This is a genomic window from Pseudoxanthomonas putridarboris (assembly GCF_038321125.1).
Classification (GTDB): domain Bacteria; phylum Pseudomonadota; class Gammaproteobacteria; order Xanthomonadales; family Xanthomonadaceae; genus Pseudoxanthomonas_A; species Pseudoxanthomonas_A putridarboris.
Map to the genome: position 1 here is coordinate 528,149 of NZ_JBBWWT010000002.1, position 25,332 is coordinate 553,480.

The following is a 25,332-nucleotide window of genomic DNA, read 5'->3' on the forward strand; positions in this document are numbered from 1 at the left end:
GATCGAAGGGCCGGTTTCCGCCCAGCCGATCAATCCACGGCACGGGACATTGCCCGGCCCCGCGCATGTTCGCCCCGCACCGCGCCGGGCGGCCGGCCGATGACGCGCTTGAAGGCCCGGCTGAACGAGGCTTCGGAGTCGTAGCCCAGCCGATGGGCGGCGACGGCCACGCGCATGCCTTCCTGCGCGATCCAGCGGCGGGCCTGGAACATCTTCACCTTGGCCACGTACCTGGCCGGGCTCTCGCCGACGGTGCGGGTGAACGCTTCGGCGAACGTCGAGCGCGATGCGCCCATCAGCTCGGCCAGCACCGGTACGCTCCAGTCGCGTTCGGGCTCGGCGTGGATGGCGGCCATGACCTTGCCGATCCGCGGGCATTGCACGGCGGCGATCCAGCCGGTCGGGTCGCTGCAACCGCACTCCACCCACGTGCGGATGATGCTGGCGGCCAGCACGTCGGCCAAACGCGCGAGGATGCCGCAGGCGCCGATGCGGTCCAGCGACACCTCGCGCTCCATCGCCTCCAGCAGGCCGGGCACGGTCGCATCGCGCTGGACCAGCGCGCCGGCGTGCATCACCTCCGGCATCATCGCCAGCAGCGGGTGCAGGGGGTCCAGGTTGAAGCGCATGGCGCCGCAGAACATGACGCTGGAAGGAGCGGCGTCGTCGCGGGTGTCGTCGCCACGCACGAGGTAGATGTTCTCCGAGACCGGCACGCGGGCCAGTCGGTCGATCTCCACGGCCGGCACATCGGGCGCGCTCGCCAGGACATGGAAGCTGCCATGCGGAAACAGGACGGCGTCACCCGGTCGCAATCGCATCCATTCGGAGGACGCCGTGCGCAGCCAGCATTCTCCCTGGGCGACGAAATGGAAGTGCGCTTCGCGGCTGGCGGGAAAAGCGATCGCCCAGGGCGCCTGCATGACGCAGCGGCCGTACTCGACGCCTTCCAGCCGCAGCCCCAGCAGGACCTGGGTGAGCATGTCGCGCGCCTCGGGCGTCCCGGGGCCGGGTGTAGGCAGGGGTTCGGACGAATGGACAAGCATTTCGGCATTTGTGGCATGGGAACGCCGACATCTTACCCCTAAGCTGCGGGACCGTTTCAAGGATGTAGCCCCCACGTGTCCTCCACCGCCTGTTCCGAGTGCCCTGATCTTCCCCTTCCCGCCGATACCGCCATCGCGCCACGCTGGGCCGCCGTCGCCTCGCTGGCGCTGGGGGTGTTCGGTCTGGTCACCGCCGAGTTCCTGCCCGCCAGCCTGCTGACCGCGATGGCCGCCGACCTGGGCGTGAGCGAGGGCGCCGCCGGACAGACGGTCACCGCCACCGCGCTGATCGGCGCCATCGCCGCGCCTTCGATTCCCCTGCTCACGCGCCGCATCGACCGCAAGCATGTGATGCTCGCGCTGACCTTGCTGCTGGTGCTGTCCAATGCCCTGGCGGCCCTCTCGGACAGCCTGCCGCTCCTGCTCGTCGCCCGGGTGATGTTGGGCGTCGCACTGGGCGGCTTCTGGTCGATGTCGGCGGCGCTGGCCATGCGCCTGGTGCCCGAGCACCACTTCGCGCGGGCGATGTCGATCATCCTGACCGGGGTGTCCGTCGCGACCGTCTGCGCCGCCCCGATAGGCGCCTGGATGGGCGAACTGTGGGGATGGCGCAGCGCATTCGTCGCGGCGGGCGCGGTCAGCGTGGTGACCCTGGCGGCGCAGTTGTTCTCGCTGCCGGCGCTGCCCCCGAAAGCCAACCCGGATCTGCGCGTGCTGGGCGAACTGCTGTCGCGCCCCGGCGTGCGCATGGCCCTGCTGGCCGTGCTGCTGGTGATCTCGGGACACTTCGCCGGCTTCACCTACATCCGTCCGTTGATGGAGAACGTCGCCGGACTCTCGGTGGGCGCCGTCTCGGCGATCCTGTTGGGCTACGGCATCGGCGGCTTTTTCGGCAACTTCGTCGGCGGCTACATCGCCGGACGCAGCGAGCGCCAGGCCATCGTCTTCGGCGGCACGCTGATCGCCGTGCTGGCGGCCAGCCTGCTGCTGGCGGGCCACTCGTCCACCGTCACCGCCATTGCCGTCGTGCTGTGGGGCTTCGCCTTCGGCGCGTTCCCGGTCGGTTTCCAGGTCTGGATCGTGCGCGCCGCTCCCGATCAGGCCGAAGGCGCAGGCGGCCTGCTGGTCGCCGCGTTCCAGATCGCCATCGCCACCGGCGCCATCGGCGGCGGGTTGCTGGTCGATCATGTCGGTGCGACCGGAGGCCCGCTGTTCGCCGTCGTCGCGATGACCTTGGGAACACTGCTGACCCTGCGGTACGGCCCGGGCGCAGTGGCGATGCAGGGCAGTGCCACTACGCCATCCAGCGCTCGGACTGATTGACGGAATGCAAGGAACGCCGATGAACGCCGATGCCACGTCCAACCGCCGCATCCTGCTCGCGGCGCATCCCAAGGGCCTGCCGGCGCGGCAGGATTTCCGCCTCGACACGCAGCCGGTCCCGGTGCCGGCCGATGGGCAAGTCCTGCTGCGCACGCTGCATCTTTCGCTCGATCCGTACATGCGCAACCTGATGGACGAAATCGGCCCCGGCTATGCGCCGCCGGTGGCGCTGGGCGAACCGATGGTGGGCGGCACGGTCAGCCGTATCGTCGCCTCGCGCAATCCGGGCTTCCATGAAGGCCAACTGGTGCTCGCCAATGCGGGATGGCAGGACTACGCGCTGTCGGATGGATCGGACCTGCGGCTGCTGGACGGCATGGCGCAGCCGTCCCTGGCGTTGGGAGGCCTGGGGATGCCGGGCTTCACCGCGTATGTCGGACTGCTCGACATCGGCCAGCCGCGTCCCGGCGAGACCGTGGTCGTGGCGGCGGCGACCGGCGCGGTCGGTGCCGTGGTCGGGCAACTGGCCAGGCTCAAGGGCGCGCGCGTGGTCGGGATCGCCGGCGGCGCCGACAAGTGCCGCTATGCCGTCGAAGCATTGGGTTTCGACGCATGCCTGGACCGACGCGAAGGGCAACTGCATGAGCGCCTCGCGGCAGCCTGTCCTAATGGCATCGACGTATATTTCGAGAACGTCGGCGGCGCCGTGCTGGATGCCGTGCTTCCGCTGCTCAACCTGGGCGCGCGCGTGCCCGTCTGCGGCTTCATCGCGCACTACAACCAGGCGCCGTCGTCCCCACGCCAGGACCTGCGACCACAGTTGCTGGCCACCGTGTTGCAGAAACGCGTTCGCATGCAGGGCTTCATCATCCTCGACCACTACGCCGATCGTTTCGAGAAGTTCCGCCGCGACATGGAGCAGTGGCTTGCCGAGGGACGGGTGAAACTGCGCGAGGATCGGGTCGAAGGACTGGAACAGGCGCCGGCGGCCTTCGTGGGACTGCTCGAGGGCAGGAACTTCGGCAAGCTCATCGTGGATGTCGCGCCGGCGGGGTGAAGGATTCAATCGCAGAGGGGATGTATGCGGCCCATGGGTTCTGCCGCGCATGCGCCATGACGGATTTCTCCGGTCATGGCGCGGGCATTTCCGTCAGGCTGCGCCCGCGTCGTGCTCATGCCCGGGACGCGGCCAATGCGCTTCCACGTGGTGCACGGCGCCATCGTCGACCAGCGGGAATTCGAAGCCCGGCTGTTCCACGCCATCCAGCCGCAGCAGCGCGGGTCCCGCATCGCTTTGCTTCACCTGGATCGTGTACACGCTGGTCCCGTGGCGGTAACGCAGCCGGTAGTCCGGCCACTCGGCGGGCAGGCAGGGCTTCAGCGAAAGACGGTCGCCCGTGCGCTGCAGGCCCAGCAGGGATTCGGTCAACAGCCGGTACATCCAACCCGCCGAACCGGTGTACCAGGTCCACCCGCCGCGGCCGACGTGCGGCGCCACGCCGTACACATCGGCCGCCAGCACGTAGGGCTCCACCTTGTAGATGGCGGCAGCCCGGGCGTCCAGCGAGTGATGGATGGGGTTGATCATGCGCGCCAGCTCCCACGCCCGCGCCGCATCGCCCTGGTGGGCGAACGCCATCGCCGCCCACACCGCGGCATGCGTGTACTGGCCGCCGTTCTCGCGGACGCCGGGTACGTAGCCGCGGATGTAGCCGGGATCCTTGGCGGTCTTGTCGAACGGCGGGTCGAGCAACTGGATCAGCCCCGCCTCGCGCCTGACGAGGTGACGGTCCAGCGAGGCCATGGCTTGCCGCGCGCGCGCGGGATCCGCGGCGCCCGACAGCACGGACCAGCTCTGCGAAATGGAGTCGATCCGGCATTCGTCGCTCTGCGCGGAGCCCAGGGGAGTGCCGTCGTCGAACCAGGCGCGGCGATACCATTGCCCGTCCCAGGCATGGGTTTCGAGGTTCCCGCGCAGGCGTTGCGCCTGCTCGGTGCAATACGTGGCGAACGCATCGTCGCCACGCGCTTGCGCCACGTCCGCGAAACGTCGCAGGACGTCGAAAAGGAAGAAGCCCAGCCACACGCTCTCGCCACGGCCGGCTTCGCCGACCCGGTTCATGCCGTCGTTCCAGTCGCCGGTACCGATCAACGGCAGGCCGCGTTCGCCCAGCAGGCTGCAACCGCGCTGCAGCGCCAGCACGCAGTGCTGGTAGAAGGACTGCTGCACGTAGGACGCCGCGGGCATGTCGTAGTAGGACTCTTCGTCGGGATTGACCGGGCGGCCATCGATGAAGCGCACCTGCTCGTCCAGCACGCCGGTGTCGCCGGTGACCTGCAGGTAGCGGCAGGCCGCCAACGGCAGCCAGAGATAGTCGTCCGAACAGCGCGTGCGCACGCCGCGGCCCTGCGGCGGATGCCACCAGTGCAGCACGTCGCCCTGCGGGAACTGGTGGGCCGCGCACAGCAGCAGGTGTTCGCGGGTCAGCGCCGGCTTCGCATGGATGGTCGCCATGGTGTCCTGCAACTGGTCGCGGAAGCCGAACGCGCCGCCGGACTGGTAGTACCCGCTGCGCGCCACGTAACGGCAGGCCAGCGTCTGGTACATCAACCAGCCGTTGACCAGGGCGTCGACGCCGGGATCCGGCGTCTCCACCTGCACGGTCGTCAGCAGTTCGCGCCAGTGCACGCGGAGGGCATCCAGCGCATCGTGCGCGCGATCGACACCCTGTACCTTGACGGCCAGTCGCAGCGCTTCGCTGCGGTCCCTGCCCATGCCCAGGCGGAACACCGTCTCCGACGCCTGCCCATCCAGCAAGGCCAGCGGCACCTGGATGGCGGCGCAGGGATCCAGGCCCACGCCCAGCCGGCCGGACAGGCGCTCGCGGCGCAATCCGGCGGGGTCGCCCAGGCTGCCATTGCGGCCCAGGAACTCGGTGCGGTCGGAGGTGTAGCTGCAGCCGCTGGCGTCGGTGTCGAAGAAGGCGACGCGCCCGTTGAACTCCGTGTTGTAGGGATTGCGCGCGGTCAGCACGCCGCTGTCGGCATCCAGCTCGCTGACGATGTGCATCTGCGATTTGACGCGCAGGTCGCCCAACACCCATTCCACGTAACCGGTCGCCGAGAGCCGGCGCGCGCGGCCGGACAGGTTGCGCACCTTCAGCACCGAGAACTTCACCGCATCCTCGACCGCCACGTAGATCCACAGCTCGCTGGCGATGCCGTCCTCCATGTGTTCGTAAACGCTGTAGCCGAAGCCGTGGCGCGTGCGATAGGCGCCATGCCCGCGACAGGGAAGGGGCATGGGCGACCACACATGGCCGGTGTCCTCGTCGCGCAGGTAGAACGCCTCGCCGCCGCTGTCGGCGACCGGATCGTTGTGCCAGGGCGTTAGCCGGAACTCGTGCGCGTTCTCGAACCAGGTGTAGCCCGCCATGCTCTCGCTGACGACCGTCCCCAGCTTTTCGTTCGCCAGCACGTTGGACCACGGCGCCGGCGTCGGGACGCCCTCGCGCGTGATGATGACGTACTCGCGGCCATCGGCGGAGAAGGCGCCGGTGCCATTGTCGTAGAGGAATTCGCTGGCCACCGTTTCGAACGGCCAGGTGTCGTCGGCTTCCTCCGTGTCGGCGGACGGCGGCAGTCCGGTGGATGCGTCCGCTTCGGCCATGTCGCGCTGTTCTTCCAGCGGCCCTTCGGCCAGCAAGGGCGGGATGGTCCGCTCCGCGGGTTCGTGGCGGCCGACCTGCGCCGCCAGGGTGCCCTGCTGGTCGCTGATGATCACTCGCGCGACCGATTGCAGCAGGATGCGGTCCTCCTGCGACATCTGGTGGCCGGGGCGCACGAAGATGCCGCCGGGGCGGTCCAGCACGTTGGCTTCGGGGTCGGTCGAGACCATCTCCAGGATCTGGTCCTGCAACTGCTGGCGGTAGCCCGCCTGGCTCTCGTTCCAGATCACCAGGTCGGCGCGCAATCCCTTCAGGCGCCAGTACGCGTGCGCCTGCACCATCTTGCGCACCAGCTCGATGTTGTCCGCGTCGGCGATCTGCAGCAGCACGATGGGCAGGTCGCCGGAGATCGCATGTCCCCACAGCCCGGATTGGCCGCGCTGGTTCTGCAGCAGGACTTCGGGATCGGCGCGCAGCAACGGGTGCGCATAGACGATCAGCCCGGCCAGCCGCTCGTAGAGCTGCGCATCGGCCTGGGAGGCGTTGATCTGGCGCCTGACCACCTGGCTGTGGGTCCAGGCCAGGTCGAACACGCGGTCGGCCAGGCGGCGGTCGCGGTACTTGTCCACCAGTTCCATGCAGGCGTCCCGGTCCACGCCCACGCCCTGCACCATGTCGATCATCGCGGTCTGTTCCGGCGCCAGTTCGATCCGGCAGCGGATCGCCACGATGGGATCCAGCACCGAACCCTCGCTGTCCGAGAGGACTTCCTGCGCCGACAGCGCGTGCGGCGCGCGCGGGGTATTGCCGCGGCCGAGGAAGCGGGCACGGTCGGTCTCGTAGGAGATCGCGCCGATGTCGGCGTCGTGCACCGCGATCAGGTGGAACATCCAGGGCGGCACCTCGTCGTGCGCGCGCGGCCGGCGCGTGCACAGCAGCGCCTGTTTCTCCCGTACGATCTCCGACTGCACGAACAGGTTGCTGAAGGCCGGGTGCAGCTCGTCGGCGATGGCCGGGGCCAGCACCACTTCGGCGTAGGTGGTGATCTCTATCGTGCGCGTGCGCCGGCCGCGGTTGCTCAGCCGGAGCCGGCGCAGTTCGATGTCGTCTTCGGCGGAGATGGCGATCTCCAGGTGGCTTTCGTAGCCGCGCTTGCGTCCGCGGAATTCGGCCTTGGCGTCGGAGAAGATCGCCTCGTACTGCTCCACCGGCACGCAGGTCGGCTGCAGCGAGGTGGACCAGAACTCGCCGCTCTCCACGTCGCGCAGGTAGCAGAAGCTGCCCCAGTGGTCGCGGGTGCCGTCCTCGCGCCAGCGCGTGATCGCCATGTCCCTCTGCCGGGCGTAGCCGCCGCCGGCGTTGGTCAGCAGGCCGTGGTAGCGCCCGTTGGAAAGCAGCTGCACGGCCGGCCGCGAGGTGTCCGGTTCGCGGAAGATGCGCAGCTGCGTCTCGGTTTCGGCCGGGGTGGCGCGCGTGCCCAGGGCCTCGGCCTCGTGCGGGTGGAACACGCCGGTGTGCGGGATGCGTTCCTGCAGCAGCAACAAGGTGGCCTGGAACTCGGCATCGGCGACGAAGCGTTGCTGCATGGGTTGCTGGCGCAGCAGATGGTCGAGCGAGAGCAGGCCCATGCCCTGGTGGTGGGCCATGAAGGAACGCACCACCACGCATTCCTGCCCGGGCGGCACGCGCGTCGGCGTGTAGTCGATGGCTTCGTACAGGCCGAAATGGCCATCGAAGCCGAGTGCGGTCAGGCGCTGGAGGTTCTGGCAGGCCGCTTCCGGCGCCACCATCAGCGCCATCATGCTGGCGTAGGGCGCGACGACCAGGTCCTGGCCCAGGCCGCGCTTCAAGCCCAGCCCGGGCACGCCGAACGCGCGGTACTGGTAGTTCATGCGCGCATCCACCGTGTTGTAGCCCGACTCCGAGATGCCCCAGGGCACGTCGTGGTGCGCGCCATGCATGATCTGCGCTTCCACGGCGTGGCGCGACGTCTGGTCGAGCAGGGTGTCCCGGTAGCTGGGCATGACCAGCTGCGGCATCAGGTACTCGAACATCGAGCCGCTCCACGACAACAGCGTGGCATCGCCATTGACCTCGGTCAGCAGCCGGCCCAGCGCGAACCAGCTTTCCTGCGGCAACTGCCCCTGCGCGATGGCCACGAAGCTGCACAGCCGCGCCTCGGAGGCCAGCAGGTCGTAGTAACCGGCATCCAGGCGGTGCTCGTCCAGGTTGTAGCCGATCGCCAGCAGGCGGCGCGCACGGTCGTAGAGGAACTCGTAGTCCATCAGCGAGAACTGCCCGGCGATGTGCGCCAGCCTTTCCAACTGGTGGATACGTTCGCGCGCACGCTTTCTTGCCAGCGGGCTGGCGGATCGCTCCTGCAACTCGCGCAGGGTGGGTATGGGTTCGCCTTCGGCGGCCCCGGTGCGAGCGTCCTGCGACAGCAGGTCGGGAACGAAGAACACCAACTCCGCATGCGCGGACTGGCACGCTTCGGCCAGCGCCGTGGGCCAATGGGGAACATCCGCGTCTTCCGGCACGGTGGCGGGCCATGCGGTCGCGATCTCGTCGGCGTGCGCCATCAACTGCGTCAGCACGCGTTCCGCATCGCGCACGGTGGCGGGCGGTTGCGCCAGCGCCATCGCGAGCGCGGCGCGGAAGTCGACCAACGCCCGGGCCAACGCATCGCCATCGGGGCGAGCGGCCTGGCGCGCTTCCTCCAGTACGCCCAGGGTGTCGGCCAGTCCGTCGAACGTGCGGGGCGCCAGCACCGGCGCGTCGGCCAGCGCCAGCAATCCCTGGCGCAGCGTCAGCAGGTGGCCGGCCAGGTTGCCGCTGTCGACCGTGGAGATGTAGTGCGGGGGCAGCGGCTGCAGCGTCTCGGTGTCGTACCAGTTGTAGAAATGCCCGCGGTGGCGCGGCAGGGTTTCCAGCGTGGCGAACGCCAGGCGCGTGCGTTCCATCACGCCGCCCGCCTGCAGGTAGCCGAAATCGTAGGCCGACAGGTTGGCCAGCAGCGACAGGCCGATGTTGGTCGGCGAGGTGCGGCGCGCCACCACCAGCGCGGGATGTTCCTGGATGTTGTCCGGCGGCAGCCAGTGGTCCTCGGCGCGCACGTAGGTTTCGAAGAACGCCCAGGTACGGCGGGCCAGGCGGCCGAGGAAAGCCAATTGGCCGGCGGAGAGGTTCGCGCCGCGATGCAGGGTGGGACGGCCCAGCCAGGCCATGATGGCGGGCGACATCAGCCACAGCGCCAGCAACGGAGCGGCCGCCCACAGCGACAGCGGCCGGATGGACGCCAACGACACCGCGACGGCCACGGCGAACAACGGTGCCGGCGCCATGCTGCGCAATTCCGCGCCGATGCCGCTGCCCAGGCCGCGTTCCACTTCGCTGGACGGGTTCCATTGCAACAGGTGCCGGCGACTGACCAGCAATCGCCACAGGGTGCGCGCGATCGCGCCCAGCGCCATGAATGCCTCGTACGGCAGGCAGGCCAGGTTGACCAGCGCGCGCAGCAACTGGCGCAGGGTGGACTTGCCCACCTGCACCAGATGCGTTTCCAGCGGCATGCCCACCGGGATGGCGAAGACATCGCGCAGCGCCGGCACCACTATCGGCAACAGCCACAGGCTCAACAGCCATGCCGTCCAGGCCAGCGGCTGCGGCGAGAACATCCAGCCCAGCACCAGCAATGCGGTGGTGGCCGCCGGCACCAAGCTCCGGCGCAGGTTGTCCAGCAGCTTGCCGCGCGACAGCCAGGACAGCGGATTGCGTTCGTGGCTGCCATCGCGGCGCGGTACCCACGGCAGCAGCCAGGGCAGCAGTTGCCAGTCGCCGCGTATCCAGCGGTAGCGCCGTTTCACGTCCGCCGCGTAGCGCGTGGGATAGTCCTCGAACAGGCGCACGTCGCTGACCAGTCCGGCGCGTGCGTAGCAGCCTTCCAGCAGGTCGTGGCTGAGGATGCGGTTGTCCGGGAAGCGGTCCGCCAGTGCGTATTCGAACGCGTCCACGTCGTAGATGCCCTTGCCGACGAAGGAGCCTTCGCCGAACAGGTCCTGGTACACGTCGGACACGGTGCGCGTATAGGGATCGATGCCCGGCTCGCTGCCGAACATGCGCGCATAGGGCGAGCTTTGGCGTCCGCCGAGGCTGGTGCCCACGCTGGGCTGCAGGATGCCGTAGCCGCGCACGACGCGGCGATGGCGCGCGTCGAAGCGGGCATGGTTCAGCGGATGCGCCAGGGTGCCGACGAATTCGCGCGCGGCATCGCGCGGCAACCGGGTGTCCGTATCCAGGGTGATCACGTAACGCACCTGCGCCAGTGCGCCGGTCTTGCCGGTCACCTGCAGGAAATCCTCCTTGGAGCCGCCGCGCAGCAGCCGGTTCAATGCCGCCAGCTTGCCGCGCTTGCGCTCGTAGCCCATCCAGCGCCGTTCGCGCTCGTTCCATTGGCGCGGCCGGTGGAACAGGAAGAACAGATCGCCGCTTTCGGGCGCATAGCGGCTGTTGAGCCGGTCTATCTGCCGCGCCGCGCGCGCCAGCAAGGCTTCATCGGTCGGCAGCGAGGCCTGGTCGGCATCCAGGAAATCGGTGAGCAGGGCGAAGTGCAGGTGCCGGTCGCGGTTGGCCAGGAAACGCACTTCCAGCCCTTCGACCAGGCTGTCCACGCCGTCCGCGCTGCCCAGCATGCTGGGCACCACCACCAGCGTGCGCGATTCCGCCGGTATCCCTCTGGAAAAATCCATGCGTGGCAGCGGCCGCGGCGGCACCAGCAAGGTGGCCGCCCAGTTGACCAGGGCGATGCCCAGTTCGCTGAACGCCAGTATCGCCAGCGCCGCGAGCAGCCACAGCGGCAAGCCGTGCACCGGCATGCCGGCGGCCAGCAATCCCCAGGTGAACAGCCCGATGATCGCGGCGATCGGCACCAGGTAGGCCAGCAGGGGAATACGATGGGGCCGCAGGCGCACGGGCCGGCTCTGCGGGGATGCGGCCATGGCGGCCCGTGTCTGCGTCACGCCATCGTCCACCAGGTAGAACCCCACGTGCGCCTCGTGCCCCTGGGGATTGGCATCGGCCGCCGCCCGTGCCAAGCGCAGGACGGTATCCGCCACGTCCTGCTCGCTGGCGCCACCCAGGCGCGCGATCTTCTCCACCACGTGCCGGTAGCTGTCGCGGGTGCTGAAATCCATCGATGCGTAGGTGCGGGCAGGGTCCTGGCGCAGGCTGCGCTCCACCACGCTCATGTCCTCAACGAATTCCCGCCAATCCATGTTGGCCAGGAAACGCAGGCTGCCGATGCTGTTGCTGATCGACACTTGGTCGGCCGCCTGCTGCTGGCTTTCCAGGTGCACCAGTTCCTCGATGCGGTGACCGCCGTCGGCGGTCCACTGTTCCAGCCAGGTGATCGGCATGGAGAACACGCCGCCACGGCCCTGCAGCCCGCGGGTCAGTTCGGAGACGAACGCGCCCGACAAGGGCGGCTGGGAGCGTGCCATGTCGGCGATCACCAGCACCACGTTCTTCGGGCTTTCCGCCGCCGTCTTGTTCAGCAGCCCGGCCCATTCGTTGGCCAGCCGATGGTCTGCGCCGTCGCGCATCACCCGCACCGCCATCCGCCGCAGGTTGTCGATCAGCGCCAGCCTGAGCATGATCGGTATCGCCCACAGTTCGCCCAGTTTCAGCGGCGCGATGGACTGGTAGGCGGCGACGAAGCGGCCGAGGGTTTCCGCATCGATGCGGCCGTCGCCATGCGCGATGGCTTCCAGCGACAGGTCGTACACGCGCGGCAGGCCGGCGGAAGGCCCCTGGCTCAACGAGGGAAGCTGGCGGCTGTAGCCCTTGGGAAGATGCCGGCGCGAGGTCTGGATCTGTTCTTCCACCAGGTAGTAGTTGTCCAGCAGCCACTCGCCGGCGGGCGTGATGCGTATTTCGTCCTGCACCATCCGGGTCAACAGCGTACAGACGTCATCCAGCAGGCCTTCGTTCTCCGCCAGCCGGTCCAGCAGCCGTTCGGGACCGGGGCGTGCGTGCAGGCGATGAGAGCGGGCCAGCATCCTGCCGTGCAGTTCCATCTGTTCTGCATTGAACAGCTGCGAACGCAAAGGTTCTTCCGCCTGCAGCGTCCTCTTGGTCGCCGCGCGTCGCCAGCGCCACAAGCGCCTGCGCAGGCGTAACCAACGACTGAAAATCCTCCAGACCTGGGGCATCGGGAATCCTGGGGGACAAGGCGCCCGCTGTGAGGGCCATCATCGCATCCCCGCGGCAACAAGTGTGTGAAACCCGTGCGCGCCGTCTTCTCCGCCATGCCGGGACGGTCTTCAGCGTGTCGTATCGACCGGTCGGATCCACGACCGGGAGCAAAGGCTTTCCGTCGCGACGACCCCCGTGCGCCGGTGCATCCGCTCGATGCCGGCCGTTTCGCGCCGGAACGCACATGGTCGGGATCGCCGGCCTCATTCGCGGCTTCGTGGATGCGCAGTGGATGGATCGGGAGCGGCGCCGCATGCCTGGTTTTCGATATTCCCGAATCCATCGAGCCGGGGCGGCATGCGCCTCAAAAAAAGAAAAACGGCAGGAATTTCTTCCTGCCGCATGCAGTCCTTTGCGCTCGACGTTTAGTGCTTCGTCACGGTCGGGATATTGACCTTGTCGATGCCATGGATCATGCCGTTGCTCGATGCGAGATCGGCCACGGTGATCTGGGCGCCGTCGATGCTCAGCTTGTCGCCTGCCAGCTTGATGGGGGCCGGCTGGCCATTCACCGTCCTGGCGTTGTCCCACTTGCCCACGTCCGCCGTGCTGCGGCGACCGTTGACGACGTGGTAGTTCAGGATGGAGGCGAGTTGCTCCTTGTTCTCGGGCTTGAACAGTTCGTCCAGCTTGCCGGCGGGCAGCTTCTCGAAAGCGGCATCGGTCGGCGCGAACACGGTGAACGGACCGGCGCCGCCCAGGGTGTCCTTCATGCCGGCCTTGTCGACCGCACGGGCGAAGGTCTTGAACGAGCCGTTGGCGGCGGCCGTGTCGAGGAGGTTCTTCACCGGGGTCTTGGTTTCTTGGTTCATGTTCATGGGTATTGTTCCTGCTTAGGGATCCGCTCGCGGCGAATCCAGGATGGCCTGGGCCAAGGCTCCCCGAAGATTCGGGGAACTGGAACTCAATGCGGAGGAATGAGTGGAAGTGCAGCGCGGCTTGAGGAGCCGTTGCGGCATTGCGCCGTAACTCGTTGACCATAGGCTTGCGCCCGTTACTTCACTGTGACGGGCGACCGTCGGTCAGAAACGCGCGTTGCGGCGCCGCGCGACTGCTACTGTGGGACGCTGCCGGAATACGGCGTTTCTTCCGTCTACATCCCGCGCCCGCCATGTGCCGGTCCGCACGCTGCAGAAACTGCCATGAGAAGGAATGACCAACACCCCATCGTCCATGGGGATTTCGGCCAGCGTGTTTCCGGCCAGCAATGGATGGTGGCGATGGAGAGCGCGGAGAACGAAGGCTGGCCCATGCCGCCATCTTCCGGCGAAGCCTCGCCCTCCATCGCGAGGACCGGTTTCATCCGGCGCAGCGCCACCCGCGTCATCCATCATTTCCACAACAAGTATCGCTTCTGGTCCGGTTTGCCAGGCTTGGTCAGACGGACGTCGCCTTAGAATTAATTCCAGCTGCTTTCGGCTTGGCCTTGTCGTGGCGTAGATTCGGTCCGCGCAGCCTGCATCGTCGATCGTCGCCCGGTGGATGACGGAAACGGCGATCGCTCCCATCCGCCGGAACGACAGGCCGGAGGGTAAACGGCGCGTTCATCGCTACCCTGTAGTCTTCCGAAAGGGCCCATCGAGCGGACCGTATCCGGAAGAGAAGCCAATGGCAGTCCCGACCAAGGCCACGGCCTTGATGGCGCGCATCAAGTACCAGCTCAGGCCCGTGGGGACCACCACCCTGGGGCGCTGCCCCACCTGCCTGCGCAAGAGTCCCGGCGGACAGCCTTGCGCGGAATGCCTGACGGACGACCTGGGCGAACTCATTGCGAACAAGGGCGCGGCCATGCGCTGGCTGGATTCCGAGAGGCAGGCCTCGCAGGATGAGCTGACGGTGCTGCGGCTCGAGCGCTCGATGCGCGATCCGCTGCGCTAGGCGTCGTCCACCGCCAGAGAAGACGTGGCGGCGGCCAGGTGGCGCGGCAGATCGATCGTGAACACACAGCCGGAGCCGGGCACATTGCGGACGCTGAGTGCGCCATGATTGGCCTCGACGCTGCGGCGCGAGATGGACAGCCCCAGGCCCAGGCCGCTGTGGTCGGCCCCTTCCTGCACGAAGGGGAGGAACATCTTTTCGGCGTCCTCCGACGGCAGTCCCCCGCAGTGATCCTCCACATCGATCAGGATGCGGTCGGCGACCGCATACGCGTTCAGCGTGATCTCGCTGTGCGAAGGGGAGAACTTGAACGCATTCTGCAGCAGGTTGCCGGTCGCCGACAGGAGCAGGTCCCGGTCCACGTCGATGGCCAGCAGCGGATCGACTTCGGAGACGGTGAGCACGCAATCCTTGACGTGAGCCTCCAGCGAGGCGGACAGCTTGATCTCGGTGATGAAGTCCGCGAGCGAGTAAAGCTTGTTCTGCACCGGCATGCCGGCGGTCATGCGCACCTCGGCGAGGGAACGGTCTATCAGGTTGCCCAGCCCGACCAGGGCGCGGTCGAGTACGCCTCCGGTGGCGCCCGACAGGCCCACGTTGCCCTGCTTGATGATGGAAAGGGCCAGCGTCGCGGTGCAGAGCTGGTTCCTCAACTCATGGGCAAAGAATCCCAGGCGTTCGTTCAATGCGACCGCCTGCTTCTCGGCCAGCGCGGAGTCGTGCTGGTAACCGAACTCGGTGACGGCGTTGGCGATGGCGTTGTCCAGGCACCGGTTGAGCGTCCTGAATTCGTCCACATCGATGATTTCGCCACGTTCGAAGGCCAGGTCCGAGATCGCCTGGCAAAGATCGCCATAGTCGTGAACCACTTCGTCGATGGTGAAGCCGTGCAGCAACAGCTCGCGGCCGTGCAATGCGGCCGATTCGCTGATCTCGGACAGGACCGGTTTTCCTCCTCCCGTCGGTCCGGATACTTTGCGGCTGCGCATCGGCTCGGAGGTCGTCTCCACTTGCAGCGTCTTGATGAGCTGTTCGAGGAATACCGTCACGCCATAGTCGAGTTCGTCGCCCGGCGTACCGGAAGGCGACCGTTGGGCCACCTTGGTACGGCATCGGGCGATCAGCTCCGCGCGGTTGTCGGTGAGGAATTGGTACATCATTGCCCAACCATACGCGTCTTATGTCTCACAGGACGGACTTGTCGTCGGAATATCTACCGTCCGTCGGCTGGATGGGCGCTTTTCCGGATGAACGAAGGGATTTCAGTCTTCCGGGCTACACGCGCCTGTCATGTCCTGCAGCGCAGGGTGGGATTCCGACACTTCGTCGGAGGAGAACCCCGTGGCGATGCCCCCCAGGAACCAGCACGACGACGACAAGCGCAGAACCGCGCCTGCGTCGAATCCCGTCAGCACGAACCCCAAAGCGCCAGCGGAGGGCAGGAAGGAACCGCTTCGCCAACCCGTCAAAGGCCAACTGCGAAATCCGGGCAAAAGGTCGTAACCGGATCAGGGACGATGGAAAGTGCGGGCAGAAGCCACCGGGCGCGGGTCATCCCGCGCCCAGCTTTCATGCGAGGGCAGACGGCCCGGCAGGAGATCAGCGGCGGTACGCCACCATCAGCATCACCGAATTCTCGGTGTAGCTCTGGGTGAAGCTGGAACTGTCGCGTTCCGACCGCTGGTAGTAGCCGCGCACGTACCAGTTGCGCGAGAGCTGTTTGGTAACGGCGAGATTGGCGATGGTGTTGGTGTCGTTGCGGAACAGGTTGGTCAGTTCACGTTTCTGGCGAACCACGGCCGCGGAGAGGGTGATATCCGGACGCAGGCGGTAGTCGGCGTAGACGTTCAGCGCCTTCACGTCCTGGTCCTCGTCGTTGGCCAATTCGTAGCGGATGCGGTCGTAGTAGGGGTTGAGCTGGAAGGAGAGCCGCTCGGCTTCGTAGCGGTAGCCCAGCAGCACGCGCCGCTGCTTGAAAGTCTGTGGGCCGATCGGCAGGGTGGGATCGACCGGATTCTCCAGGATCGGGCCGCCGTCGGTCGGGCCGCGGCGGTAGATCAGGTTCTGCGCGGCATCGGCGAATTCGATGTTGAAGCCCGCGCTGAGCGTGCTGCGCGGCGCCACCCGCCAGTCGATGGAGCCGCGGATCAGCGGCGAGGACGAGTCGCCGTCGTAGTTGTCCGGCCTTACCCAACTGTAGCCGGCTTCCAGCTGCATCGTCAGCGACGACAGTTCGCTGCCGTAGCCAAGATAGGCATCGTAGCGACGGTAGTTGAAGAACCCGCCATCGTCGTCGTAGTCGGTCTGCAGCGCATCCAGGTTCACCGAGACGCGGTCGGTGATGCGCAGCAGGCGTTCCAGCCGTGCCGCCACGCTGTAATGGTTGCCCTGGAAGTCCGCGCTTTCCTCGGCATACGTGTTGACGTAGCGCAGTTCCAGTTGGCCGCGCAGGGCTTCGCTGAAGCGGGCGTGGAACGTGGGGCCGGCGGTGAACACATTGACCTGCTGCTGGTTGCTGGGCACGAAGCTCTCCAGCACGTTGACGGTCTGGCGGGTCAGCGTGTCGGTGACCTCGAAGTCGATGCGCTCGGGCAGCAGGGTCCAGTTGGCCCGGCCGGCCAGCCGGCCCTGCAACTGGCTTTCGAAGGTATCGTCCAGGTAGTACGGGTACTGCAGTTCGCCCTCCATCGACAGCTGCAGGGCCGAGCCCATCTGCTCGATGTTGAAGCGCAACTCGGGCGAGAGCACGGTATCGCTGACTTCGTCGAACTCGCTCAGGCCGATGTTGTCGCTGTGCAGGACGGACGCGCCGATTTCGTAGTTGATCCGGACGGCCTGCGCCGCGGTGGGCATGGTGGCGATGGCCACCGCCAGGAACAGGGCGCTGTGGCGCCGGGATGAGGGTGGACGTTCCTTGCGTGCGCTGCCCATGGTCTTCCCCTTACACGCCTTCGTTGAAGACGACGCCGGCGAACTTCTGCTTGTCGAAATTGCCGGCCGCCTCGGCGATGGTGGCCGGGGTGTCGCGGCCGTAGCCGGCCACCAGCACGACCACGTCGGCCAGGTCGGCCAGGATGCGGGCGTCCGGCGCGCCGCGCACCGGCGGGCCATCCATGAAGATGTGGCTGCTGGGATCGCGGCTGCGCAGGGTGTCCAGCAGCAGGCGCATGCGGTGCGAGGAGAAATGCTCCGCACCGGTTTCGCGCGCGGTGCCGGTGGGCAGCAACTGCAGGCGGGCGATGCCGGTGCTGTACAGCAGGTTGTCGGCCTCGGCCTCGCGCAGTTCCAGGTAGTCGATCAGGCCGCTGCCGGCCGGCGCCAGCCGCATCGACTTGTCCTGCGAGGGATGGCGCACGTCGCAGTCCACCAGGATGACGTTCTTGGATTCGTCGAAGGCCATCGCCGCGGCCAGGTTGCGGGCCACGAAGCTGCCGCCGGAGCCGCGGCTGACCGGCACCACCAGGGTGATGAAGTTGCCCTGCGCGGCGGCCAGCAGCTGCGTGCGCAGCTCGCGGAACGCGTCCACCTCGCGCCGCTGCTGGTCGGAGCGGTAGATGGTGTTGCGGTCTTCCAGTTGCGACGGCGTCAGCGCCGTGGTCGCGGATCGGGGGGCGATGGACGTGCCGGTACCCTCGCGTGCGCCGGGAACGGGACGGAGCGCACGATTCATAACACCTCCAGCAATTTCAGCATGTAAGCCAGGCCATAGACCACGGGGACCGTCGAGAACAGCGCAGCGGCGTACATCACTCTGCGCGCGCCCTGCATGCGCTTCTGGCGCGTGCGGTAGGGGGGCATGGTGCCAATCACCTGCAGGCCGGTCTCGCGTTCGATCTGCTTGGCCGAACGCGCGCGCGGATCGAACTTGATCAGCGCGAACAGGATGGCCAGCGGCGCCATCAGGCCCAGGAACAGGCCGGCGCCGGCGATGTGCATGGTGCGCAGGCCGCTGGGGCGCAGCGGCATGGCGGCGGGTTCCTGGATGCGGAAGCTCAAGCCGCGCTGCTCGGCGTCCAGGTTCATCGACACGCGCGCGTTCTCGCGGCGCTTCAGCAGGTCCTGGTACAGGTCGCGGTTGACCTCGTAGTCGCGGGTCAGTTCGGCCAGCGTGCTTTCCGAGGCGGCGATGCGGTTGCTGCGGCCCATCTCGTCGCCCAGCAGCGATTCGGCGGTGGCGATGCGCGCGGCGGTGGCGGCGCTGCGCCGGCGCGCATCGGCCAGCTTGCTGCGCAACTCGCCGTAGAGCGGGTTGAACGCGGCGGGACCGTCCAGCGACTGTCCGCCGCCGGCGACGCGGGGCTTGTTCTCTTCGCGGCGCAGGTCTTCCTCCAGGTCGCGCAATTGGTGCTGCACGCGGACCACGTCGGGATGCTGTTCGGTGTACTGCAGCAGCAGGCGGTCGCGTTCGGACTGCAGTTCCGCCATGCGGGCGCGGAACTGGCCGGCGCGCGTCTGCACCAGGGTGATCTCGCTCTCGCCGGACAGCTGCGACTCCAATGCCGACTCCTGCGAGCGCAGGTCGATCAGCTCCATGCGGCCGGCCTCGATCACGCGGCGCAGTTCGCCGATGCGGGCGTTGACGTCGGCATCGGTGCCGGGACGCGCATCAGGGTTGGTCTGGCGGAACGTTTCCAGCTCGCGCTCGGCCTTGGTCAGCTTGTCGTGGTACTGCTTCACCTGCGAGTCGATGAAGCCATACGCCTCGCTGCTCTCGCGTTCCTTGGTGGACAGGCTTTCCTGGATGACCAGTTCGGCGAACCGCTTGGTCACTTCATAGGCGCGCTTGGGGTCCGAGTCGGTGTAGGTGATCTGGATCAGGTTGGCGCGCGCATTGGTCACCAGGGTGCGGCCGACGATCTTCTCGATCAGCTTTTCCTGCTCCACCGGGCTGGGGTTGCTGTCCAGCCAGCCGCCGGTCTTCAGGATCTCCTCCATCACGCGGCGGCTGAAGGCCACTTCGCGCAGGATGCTGGCGCGGTCGACGACGCTGGTGGCCACCGCGCGGCCTTCCATCAGCGGCGTGATGATGTTGCGGTCCTCCACCAGGATGCTGGTGGACGACGCATACTTCTTCGGCAACAGGGCACCGATGACCAGGCCGATGACGGCGATGGCGGCGAACAGCCCGACCAGCAGCACCGCGCGGCGCCGGAATTCCTTCATCCCGATGGGGATCAGGGTCTGCAGCGGGGAGCCGGTGTCCTCCGACCCGGGCCAGGTCGCTTGGCGCTTGTTCACAGGGTGCGTTCCGGCACGGTGATCACGTCGCCCGGGGCCACCGTGAAGTTGGTGGACAGGTCGCCGCGGTTGAGGATGCGGTCCAGGCGCACTTCATAGCTCTGGGTGGCGTCGGCGTTCTTGCGGTACAGGTTGGAGCGGTCGGGCGCGGCGAATTCGGTGACCCCGCCGGCGGCCAGCACCGCGTCGAGCACGGTCATGCCGGGCCGGTAGGGGATGGAGACCGGCTGGCGCACGGCACCGGTCACGCGCACGCGGGACAGGTATTCGTGGCTGCGCAGCTCGGTCAGGATCACCGCCACCTGGGGGTCGCGCACGTAGGCGCCGAGCTTGGTCTGGATGTCCGCGGCGACTTCGCCCGGCGTGCGGCCACCGGCGGACACGTCGCCCACCAGCGGCACCGAGATCATCCCGTCGGGGCGCACCGGCACGGTGATGCCCAGTTCCGGATTGCGCCATACCGAGACCTGAACGACGTCGTCCACGCCGATCTGGTAGGCGTCGACGGCGACGCTGGTACTGGGCGGCGGCGGAACCTTGCTGGCGCCGGAGCCCGATGCGCAAGCGGACAGCATCAGGACACAGGCGACGGCGGCAAGGCCGGCGAGGAGTCGGTTCATGGAATGGCCCCTGTAGTTGCAGATTGCCCAAAAGAACGCAGGCAATGCGCCGATCCGGCCATTCAGGCACGCACGAAGCGTGCGCCGGGATCACGCCGGGTAGAACGCGCGGTACCAGTCCACGAAGCGGCGCACGCCGATTTCGATGGGCGTGGAGGGCAGGTAGCCGGTGTCGCGGCTCAGGGCCTGCACGTCGGCATGCGTGTCGGGCACGTCGCCGGGTTGCATCGGCAGCAGGCGCTTTTCCGCCTTGCGGCCCAGGCAGTCCTCCAGCACCTCGATGTAGCGCAGCAGTTCCACCGGCTGGTGGTTGCCGATGTTGTAGACGCGGTAGGGCGCCGACGAACTGGCCGGGGTGGGGTCGCGCGGGTCGTAGTGCGGGTCGGGGCCGGGCACGCGGTCCAGCGTGCGGACGACGCCTTCGACGATGTCGTCGATGTAGGTGAAGTCGCGCGTGTGCCGGCCGTGGTTGAACACGTCGATGGGCTCGCCCGCCAGGATCTTCTTCGTGAACAGGAACGGTGCCATGTCCGGCCGGCCCCAGGGGCCGTAGACGGTGAAGAAGCGCAGGCCGGTGGTGGGGAGGCCGAACAGGTGGCTGTAGGTGTGAGCCATCAGTTCGTTGGCCTTCTTGCTGGCCGCGTAGAGGCTGGTTGGGTGGTCCACGCTGTCCTCCACCGCGAACGGCAGCTTGCGGTTGGCGCCGTACACCGAACTGGACGAAGCGTAGACCAGGTGTTCCATGCTCCTATGGCGGCAGGCTTCCAGCACGTTGAGGAAACCGACGATGTTGCTGTCGATGTAGGCGCGCGGGTTTTCCAGCGAGTAGCGCACGCCGGGCTGAGCTGCCAGGTTGACCACGCGCTGCGGCTGGGACGCATCGAACGCCGCCTCCAGGGCCGGCCGGTCCTCCAGCGAGCCCCGGGCGAAGCGGAAGTTAGGGTGCGGGGTCAGCCGGGCCAACCGCGCTTCCTTCAACCGCGGGTCGTAGTAGGCATTGAGGTTGTCGAAGCCGAACACCTCGTCGCCGCGCGCCAGCAGGCGTTCGCTGAGGTGGTAGCCGATGAAGCCGGCGGCGCCGGTGACCAGTACGCGCATCTATATAGCCCTGAATCGATAAAATAGGAAAATAACCAAGGGCATCACCAACGATGGTGCGTCGCTAATGCGTGATGCATGGCGTGCCCCCGAACGCCACCGCCAACGGCAACCCCACGTAGCCCAGTCCGATGATGGCGATCCTGGCCTGGTCCAGGGTGGGCAACGGTGCGGTCATCGGCGTGCGGGGTCCCGGGGATACGTGTTCAGGGAGCAAGTCTATCGGATGCCGCCGCCATTGCCGTTGCGGCGGCGCGGCGGGGCTGGCCTGATCGCGCGGCCGATGACGTATCTAGGGATGACTGCCGGCCGTGAGCCGGACCGATGACCCTGGGGAGTCCAGATGCGGATCCTGTTGTGTGGAGGCGCCGGCTACATAGGCGCCCATGCCTACGTGGTGCTGGCCGAGCGCGGCCAAGATGTGGTGATTGCCGACAATTTCAGCAACAGCTCGCCGGGCGTGCTGGCGCGCCTGCAGCGCATCACCGGCGAGCCGGTGCCGTTCCATCCGCTGGACCTGCGCGACCGCGGGGCGGTGGTGGATTTCTTCGCCCGTCAACCGTTCGACGCGGTGGTGCATTTCGCCGCGCTGAAGTCGGTGGGGGAATCCTGCGAGCGCCCACTGGACTATTTCCACAACAACATCACCGGCACGCTCAACCTGCTGTACGGCATGCAGGCCGCCGGGGTGAAGCGGCTGGTGTTCAGTTCCTCGGCCACGGTCTACGGCGACCCCGCCAGCGTGCCGGTGCGCGAGGACGCGAGCCTGCAGGTCACCAATCCGTACGGTCGGACCAAGTTGGTGATGGAGGAACTGATCGGCGACCTGTGCGGCAGCGATGCCGGTTTCCACGCCGCCAACCTGCGCTACTTCAATCCGGTCGGCGCGCATGCCTCCGGCCTGATCGGCGAGGATCCGGCGGGCATCCCCAACAACCTGATGCCCTACATCTGCCAGGTGGCGGTGGGGCGGCGCGAGCGGCTCAGCATCTACGGCGGCGACTATCCCACGCCCGACGGCACCGGCGTGCGCGACTACATCCACGTGATGGACCTGGCGCGCGCGCATGCCGACGCGCTGGACTACCTGGTGCACGAACGGCACAACCTCACCGTCAACCTGGGCACCGGGCAGGGCGTCAGCGTGCTGCAGCTGGTCAATGCCTTCGCCGACGCTTCCGCGCGGGACATCCCGTACCAGATCGTCGAGCGCAGGCCCGGCGACGTGGCCGCGGTCTACGCGGATCCCTCGCTGGCCAACCGGTTGCTGGGATGGCAGGCCGAACTGGGCGTGGAAGCGATGTGCCGCGACGCATGGCGCTGGCAGGCGCAGAATCCGCAGGGCTATCCCGCCGCCTGACCGGATCGGGGCGCGATGAGGCTGGCGGAATCGCGACTACGTTGCGACGGGCCATGGTGGACCCTGCGCGGCCTTTGCCCGAGAATCGGCTGAACCGGCCACCCGCGAGTCCTCTTGCTCATCGACGCTGCGCGCGATATCGCGGAACTCAATCGCTCCCGCTACGGCCTGCGCATGTACCGCATGCGCGCGCTGGGCCTGGGGCTGGGCGCGATCTGCGTGGCGGCCGTGCTGTACGAGCACACCGCATCGCCGGCGCTATGGACGCTGCTGGCCATCAACGGTCTGGTCTGGCCGCACCTGGCCTACCTGCGGGTGCGCCTGGCGAAGGACGAACCGCTGCAGGCGGAATTCCAGAACCTGACCTTCGATGCGGCGATGGGAGGCTTCTGGATCGCTGCCATGCAGTTCGACGCCTTGCCCAGCGTATTGCTGGCGGTGATGCTGACCATGGACAAGGTGATCATCGGCGGCGCGCGCTTCGGTGCGCGGACGCTGGCGGCGATGGCGGCGACCTGCCTGGCCAGCAGTGCGGCATGGGGCTTCGCCTTCGAGCCGCACACGAGTTACCCGGTGGTACTGGCCTGCCTGCCGTTCCTGGCCATCTACCCGATGGCGATCGGCGTGGCCACGCATTCGCTGTCGCGCAAGGCGCGGCAGCAGAAGGACCTGCTGGAGAAGATGGCGCGCTTCGACGCCGCCACCGGCCTGATGAACCGCCAGCAGTGGTTGTACGCCGCCACGCTGGAGCTGAAGCGCTACCAGCGCACCGGCCGGCCGGCGGTGCTGGTGCTGATCGACATCGACCGCTTCAAGGACATCAACGACGGCTATGGGCACACCATCGGCGACGGCGTCGTGGAGGACTTCGCCCGACTGATGAAGACCTGCCTGCGCGACACCGACACCGGCGGGCGCTACGGCGGCGACGAGTTCGGCATCGTCATGCCCGACACGCGCTGGGAGGAAGCCATCGTGGCCGCCGAGCGGCTGCGCCGGCAGGTATCGGCGTTCTCGTTCACCGGCGAAGGCCTGCACTGCACCATCAGCATCGGCCTGTCCGAACCGCATGCGGGCATCGCCAGCGTGTCGGACTGGATCAACAGCGCGGACGGCGCGCTCTACCGCGCCAAGGCGAAGGGGCGCGACTGCATCGTGGTGGGTTGCTGAGGCAGGGGCGCCGCGCTTTCCCTATGCCAGGAATGCGTCGATCACCGCCTGCGGCTGCTTCATCCAGGCGAAATGGTCCGCGCGCGTGCCGAGCGCGGCGTGGTGCAGCACGGTGACGTCGTGCGGGCTGTTGGGCAGTTTCGCCAGCAGCGCGCGCAGGGAACTTGCGGGGGCCAGCCAGTCGTCGTCGAACAGCACGCCACGGGACGTCGCGGTCACCTGGCGCATGCCGGCTTCGAGATCCACATCCCAGCCGGCGGCACGGTAGCGCCCGCTCAGGCCCACGCGGGCCCAGTCGCGGATCAGGCCGCGCGCCTCGTCGCCGCCAAAGCCCAGGCGACGGCCGGGAAACGCGCCGCGCCAGTCGGCCAGCCATGGCGCGAACTGGTAGAAGAACGGCAGCGCCCATCCGCGCGGTGCGGGAAAACTGCGCCAATGCGGCGTTCCGCTGCCCACCAGCCACAGCCGGGCGAATCCCTGCGGATGCTGGCCCAGGTAGCACGCCGCCAACTGCCCGCCCAGACTGTGGCCGCCGATCATGTGCGTGCCGGCCGGAGCATGCCGGCGGACTTCGGCATGGCTCACCGGCAGGTCCTGCTCGAGCAGTTCGCGGTAGCCCCAGTCCTGCCGGCGGCTGGCGCGCAGGCTGCTGCTGCCGTTGCCGCGCCATTCGTGCACGAAAACGGCGATGCCCCGGGCCGCCAGCGCCTCGGCCAGCGGCAGGTAGTGGCGTGCGGCCACGCCCAGTGCGGGCAGCCACAGCAATGCGCCGTCGGCGCGTGCGGGCATGCGCGCCAGCAGCATGTAACGGTGGCCGTCGGCGCAGGCCAGCGGAATTTCCAGCGATGCGATCGGAATGGTTGGTGCATTCATGGCGGGGGAGCGGCTCCAAAGTGATCGAGTACCACGACGTCGCCGCGACCGGGGCGATAGCCGCTTCGCAATGCCGCATGCACGTAGTCGGATGCGGCCAGGCATGCATCCTTCATCGCCATGCCCTGCGCGCGTCGCGCGGCGATGGCGGAGGCCAGCGTGCAGCCGGTGCCATGGGCCTCCAACACCAGTCGCGGGTGCGCCGTTGCGGTGATGCCCTGCACGTCGGCGTACAGGTCCACCACGTCGCCGTCGCCCGGCAGGTGGCCACCCTTCAGGAAGACCGCGCGCGCGCCCAGTCGCAGCAGGTCGGTCGCGGCCTCGCGCATCGCGGCCGGGTCGGGGATCGCACGGCCCAGCAGCAGTTCCGCTTCCGGCAGGTTGGGCGTGACCACATCGGCCAGCGGCAGCAGTCGTGTGCGGAGCGCATGCAACGCGCTGTCCTCCAGCAGCTTCGCGCCGCTGGTGGCCACCATCACCGGGTCCACGACGACGGTGCGCGGTTGGAATTCCGCCAGCGCGTCCGCCACCACGCCGATCGCGCCGGCGTTCGCCAACATGCCCAGCTTGACCGCGGCGATGTCGAAGTCGTCGAAGCACGCATCGAGCTGCGAGCGCAGGAAATCCAGCGGCGGCACGTTCACCGCGGTGACGCCGCGGGTGTGCTGCGCGGTCAGTGCGGCGATGGCGGACAGCCCATGGATGCGGTGCGCGGCGAAGGTCTTCAGGTCGGCCTGGATGCCCGCGCCGCCGCCGGAATCGGAACCGGCGATGGTCAGGGCGGAGAAGGGGCGGGGTTCGGTCAT

The 25,332-nt window shown here is 67.8% G+C and carries 17 protein-coding genes; 5 read left to right on the plus strand and 12 right to left on the minus strand.

What is annotated here, in order from left to right; translation table 11 throughout:
• Positions 1–29: 29 nt before the first annotated feature.
• Positions 30–983 (minus strand): AraC family transcriptional regulator, encoded by a 954-nt coding sequence (locus AAD027_RS06370; protein WP_341725176.1) that lies wholly within the window; start codon positions 981–983, stop codon positions 30–32.
• Positions 984–1,121: 138 nt separating this feature from the next.
• Between AAD027_RS06370 and AAD027_RS06375 the strand changes: the two genes are divergently transcribed.
• Positions 1,122–2,369: an MFS transporter gene (locus AAD027_RS06375; RefSeq protein WP_341725177.1), complete on the plus strand. Its 1,248-nt coding sequence runs from the start codon at positions 1,122–1,124 to the stop codon at positions 2,367–2,369.
• Between the two features lie 19 nt (positions 2,370–2,388).
• Positions 2,389–3,426 carry an NADP-dependent oxidoreductase gene (locus AAD027_RS06380; protein WP_341725178.1) on the plus strand — a complete coding sequence of 346 codons (1,038 nt, stop codon included), beginning with the start codon at positions 2,389–2,391 and terminating at the stop codon, positions 3,424–3,426.
• Between the two features lie 93 nt (positions 3,427–3,519).
• Here AAD027_RS06380 and AAD027_RS06385 read toward each other — a convergent pair whose 3' ends face one another.
• The 3 genes from AAD027_RS06385 to AAD027_RS06395 form a co-directional block, all read right to left on the minus strand.
• Entirely contained in the window at positions 3,520–12,246 is an 8,727-nt protein-coding gene (locus AAD027_RS06385) for a glycoside hydrolase family 94 protein (protein WP_425605403.1), read from the minus strand.
• Positions 12,247–12,654: 408 nt separating this feature from the next.
• Complete coding sequence (locus tag AAD027_RS06390; protein WP_341725179.1) at positions 12,655–13,107, minus strand: fasciclin domain-containing protein; 453 nt, start codon at positions 13,105–13,107, stop codon at positions 12,655–12,657.
• 275 nt (positions 13,108–13,382) lie between these two features.
• Positions 13,383–13,616 carry a hypothetical protein gene (locus AAD027_RS06395; protein ID WP_341725180.1) on the minus strand — a complete coding sequence of 78 codons (234 nt, stop codon included), beginning with the start codon at positions 13,614–13,616 and terminating at the stop codon, positions 13,383–13,385.
• Between the two features lie 281 nt (positions 13,617–13,897).
• Here AAD027_RS06395 and AAD027_RS06400 point away from each other — a divergent pair, with 281 nt between their 5' ends.
• Positions 13,898–14,167 (plus strand): hypothetical protein, encoded by a 270-nt coding sequence (locus tag AAD027_RS06400; RefSeq protein ID WP_341725181.1) that lies wholly within the window; start codon positions 13,898–13,900, stop codon positions 14,165–14,167.
• Here AAD027_RS06400 and AAD027_RS06405 read toward each other — a convergent pair.
• The 6 genes from AAD027_RS06405 to AAD027_RS06430 form a co-directional block, all read right to left on the minus strand.
• Positions 14,164–15,327, minus strand: coding sequence for a sensor histidine kinase (locus AAD027_RS06405; protein WP_341725182.1), 1,164 nt, complete (start codon positions 15,325–15,327; stop codon positions 14,164–14,166). The two genes, AAD027_RS06400 and AAD027_RS06405, sit on opposite strands and share 4 nt — an antisense overlap.
• Before the next feature lie 439 nt (positions 15,328–15,766).
• A complete protein-coding gene (locus AAD027_RS06410; RefSeq protein ID WP_341725183.1) occupies positions 15,767–17,098 on the minus strand; it encodes an outer membrane beta-barrel protein in 1,332 nt (443 codons plus the stop codon).
• 10 nt (positions 17,099–17,108) lie between these two features.
• Positions 17,109–17,837, minus strand: coding sequence for a P-loop NTPase family protein (locus tag AAD027_RS06415; protein WP_341725184.1), 729 nt, complete (start codon positions 17,835–17,837; stop codon positions 17,109–17,111).
• Positions 17,834–19,405, minus strand: coding sequence for an XrtA system polysaccharide chain length determinant (locus AAD027_RS06420; RefSeq protein ID WP_341725185.1), 1,572 nt, complete (start codon positions 19,403–19,405; stop codon positions 17,834–17,836). Before AAD027_RS06420 ends, AAD027_RS06415 begins: the two co-directional genes overlap by 4 nt.
• Positions 19,402–20,025 (minus strand): XrtA/PEP-CTERM system exopolysaccharide export protein, encoded by a 624-nt coding sequence (locus tag AAD027_RS06425; protein ID WP_341725186.1) that lies wholly within the window; start codon positions 20,023–20,025, stop codon positions 19,402–19,404. Before AAD027_RS06425 ends, AAD027_RS06420 begins: the two co-directional genes overlap by 4 nt.
• A gap of 90 nt (positions 20,026–20,115) precedes the next feature.
• Positions 20,116–21,123: an NAD-dependent epimerase gene (locus AAD027_RS06430; RefSeq protein ID WP_341725187.1), complete on the minus strand. Its 1,008-nt coding sequence runs from the start codon at positions 21,121–21,123 to the stop codon at positions 20,116–20,118.
• A 343-nt stretch (positions 21,124–21,466) separates the two neighbouring features.
• Between AAD027_RS06430 and galE the strand changes: the two genes are divergently transcribed.
• Both galE and AAD027_RS06440 read left to right on the plus strand, forming a co-directional pair.
• Positions 21,467–22,483, plus strand: a complete 1,017-nt coding sequence (gene galE, locus AAD027_RS06435; protein WP_341725188.1) for a UDP-glucose 4-epimerase GalE — start codon at positions 21,467–21,469, stop codon at positions 22,481–22,483.
• A 114-nt stretch (positions 22,484–22,597) separates the two neighbouring features.
• Positions 22,598–23,653, plus strand: a complete 1,056-nt coding sequence (locus tag AAD027_RS06440; protein ID WP_341725189.1) for a diguanylate cyclase — start codon at positions 22,598–22,600, stop codon at positions 23,651–23,653.
• 21 nt (positions 23,654–23,674) lie between these two features.
• On the opposite strand, the gene AAD027_RS06445 is transcribed toward AAD027_RS06440, so the two are convergent.
• On the minus strand, positions 23,675–24,526 hold the full coding sequence (locus AAD027_RS06445) for an alpha/beta hydrolase family protein (RefSeq protein ID WP_341725190.1): 852 nt from the start codon (positions 24,524–24,526) through the stop codon (positions 23,675–23,677).
• Positions 24,523–25,332 (minus strand): bifunctional hydroxymethylpyrimidine kinase/phosphomethylpyrimidine kinase, encoded by an 810-nt coding sequence (gene thiD / locus AAD027_RS06450; RefSeq protein ID WP_341725191.1) that lies wholly within the window; start codon positions 25,330–25,332, stop codon positions 24,523–24,525. Before thiD ends, AAD027_RS06445 begins: the two co-directional genes overlap by 4 nt.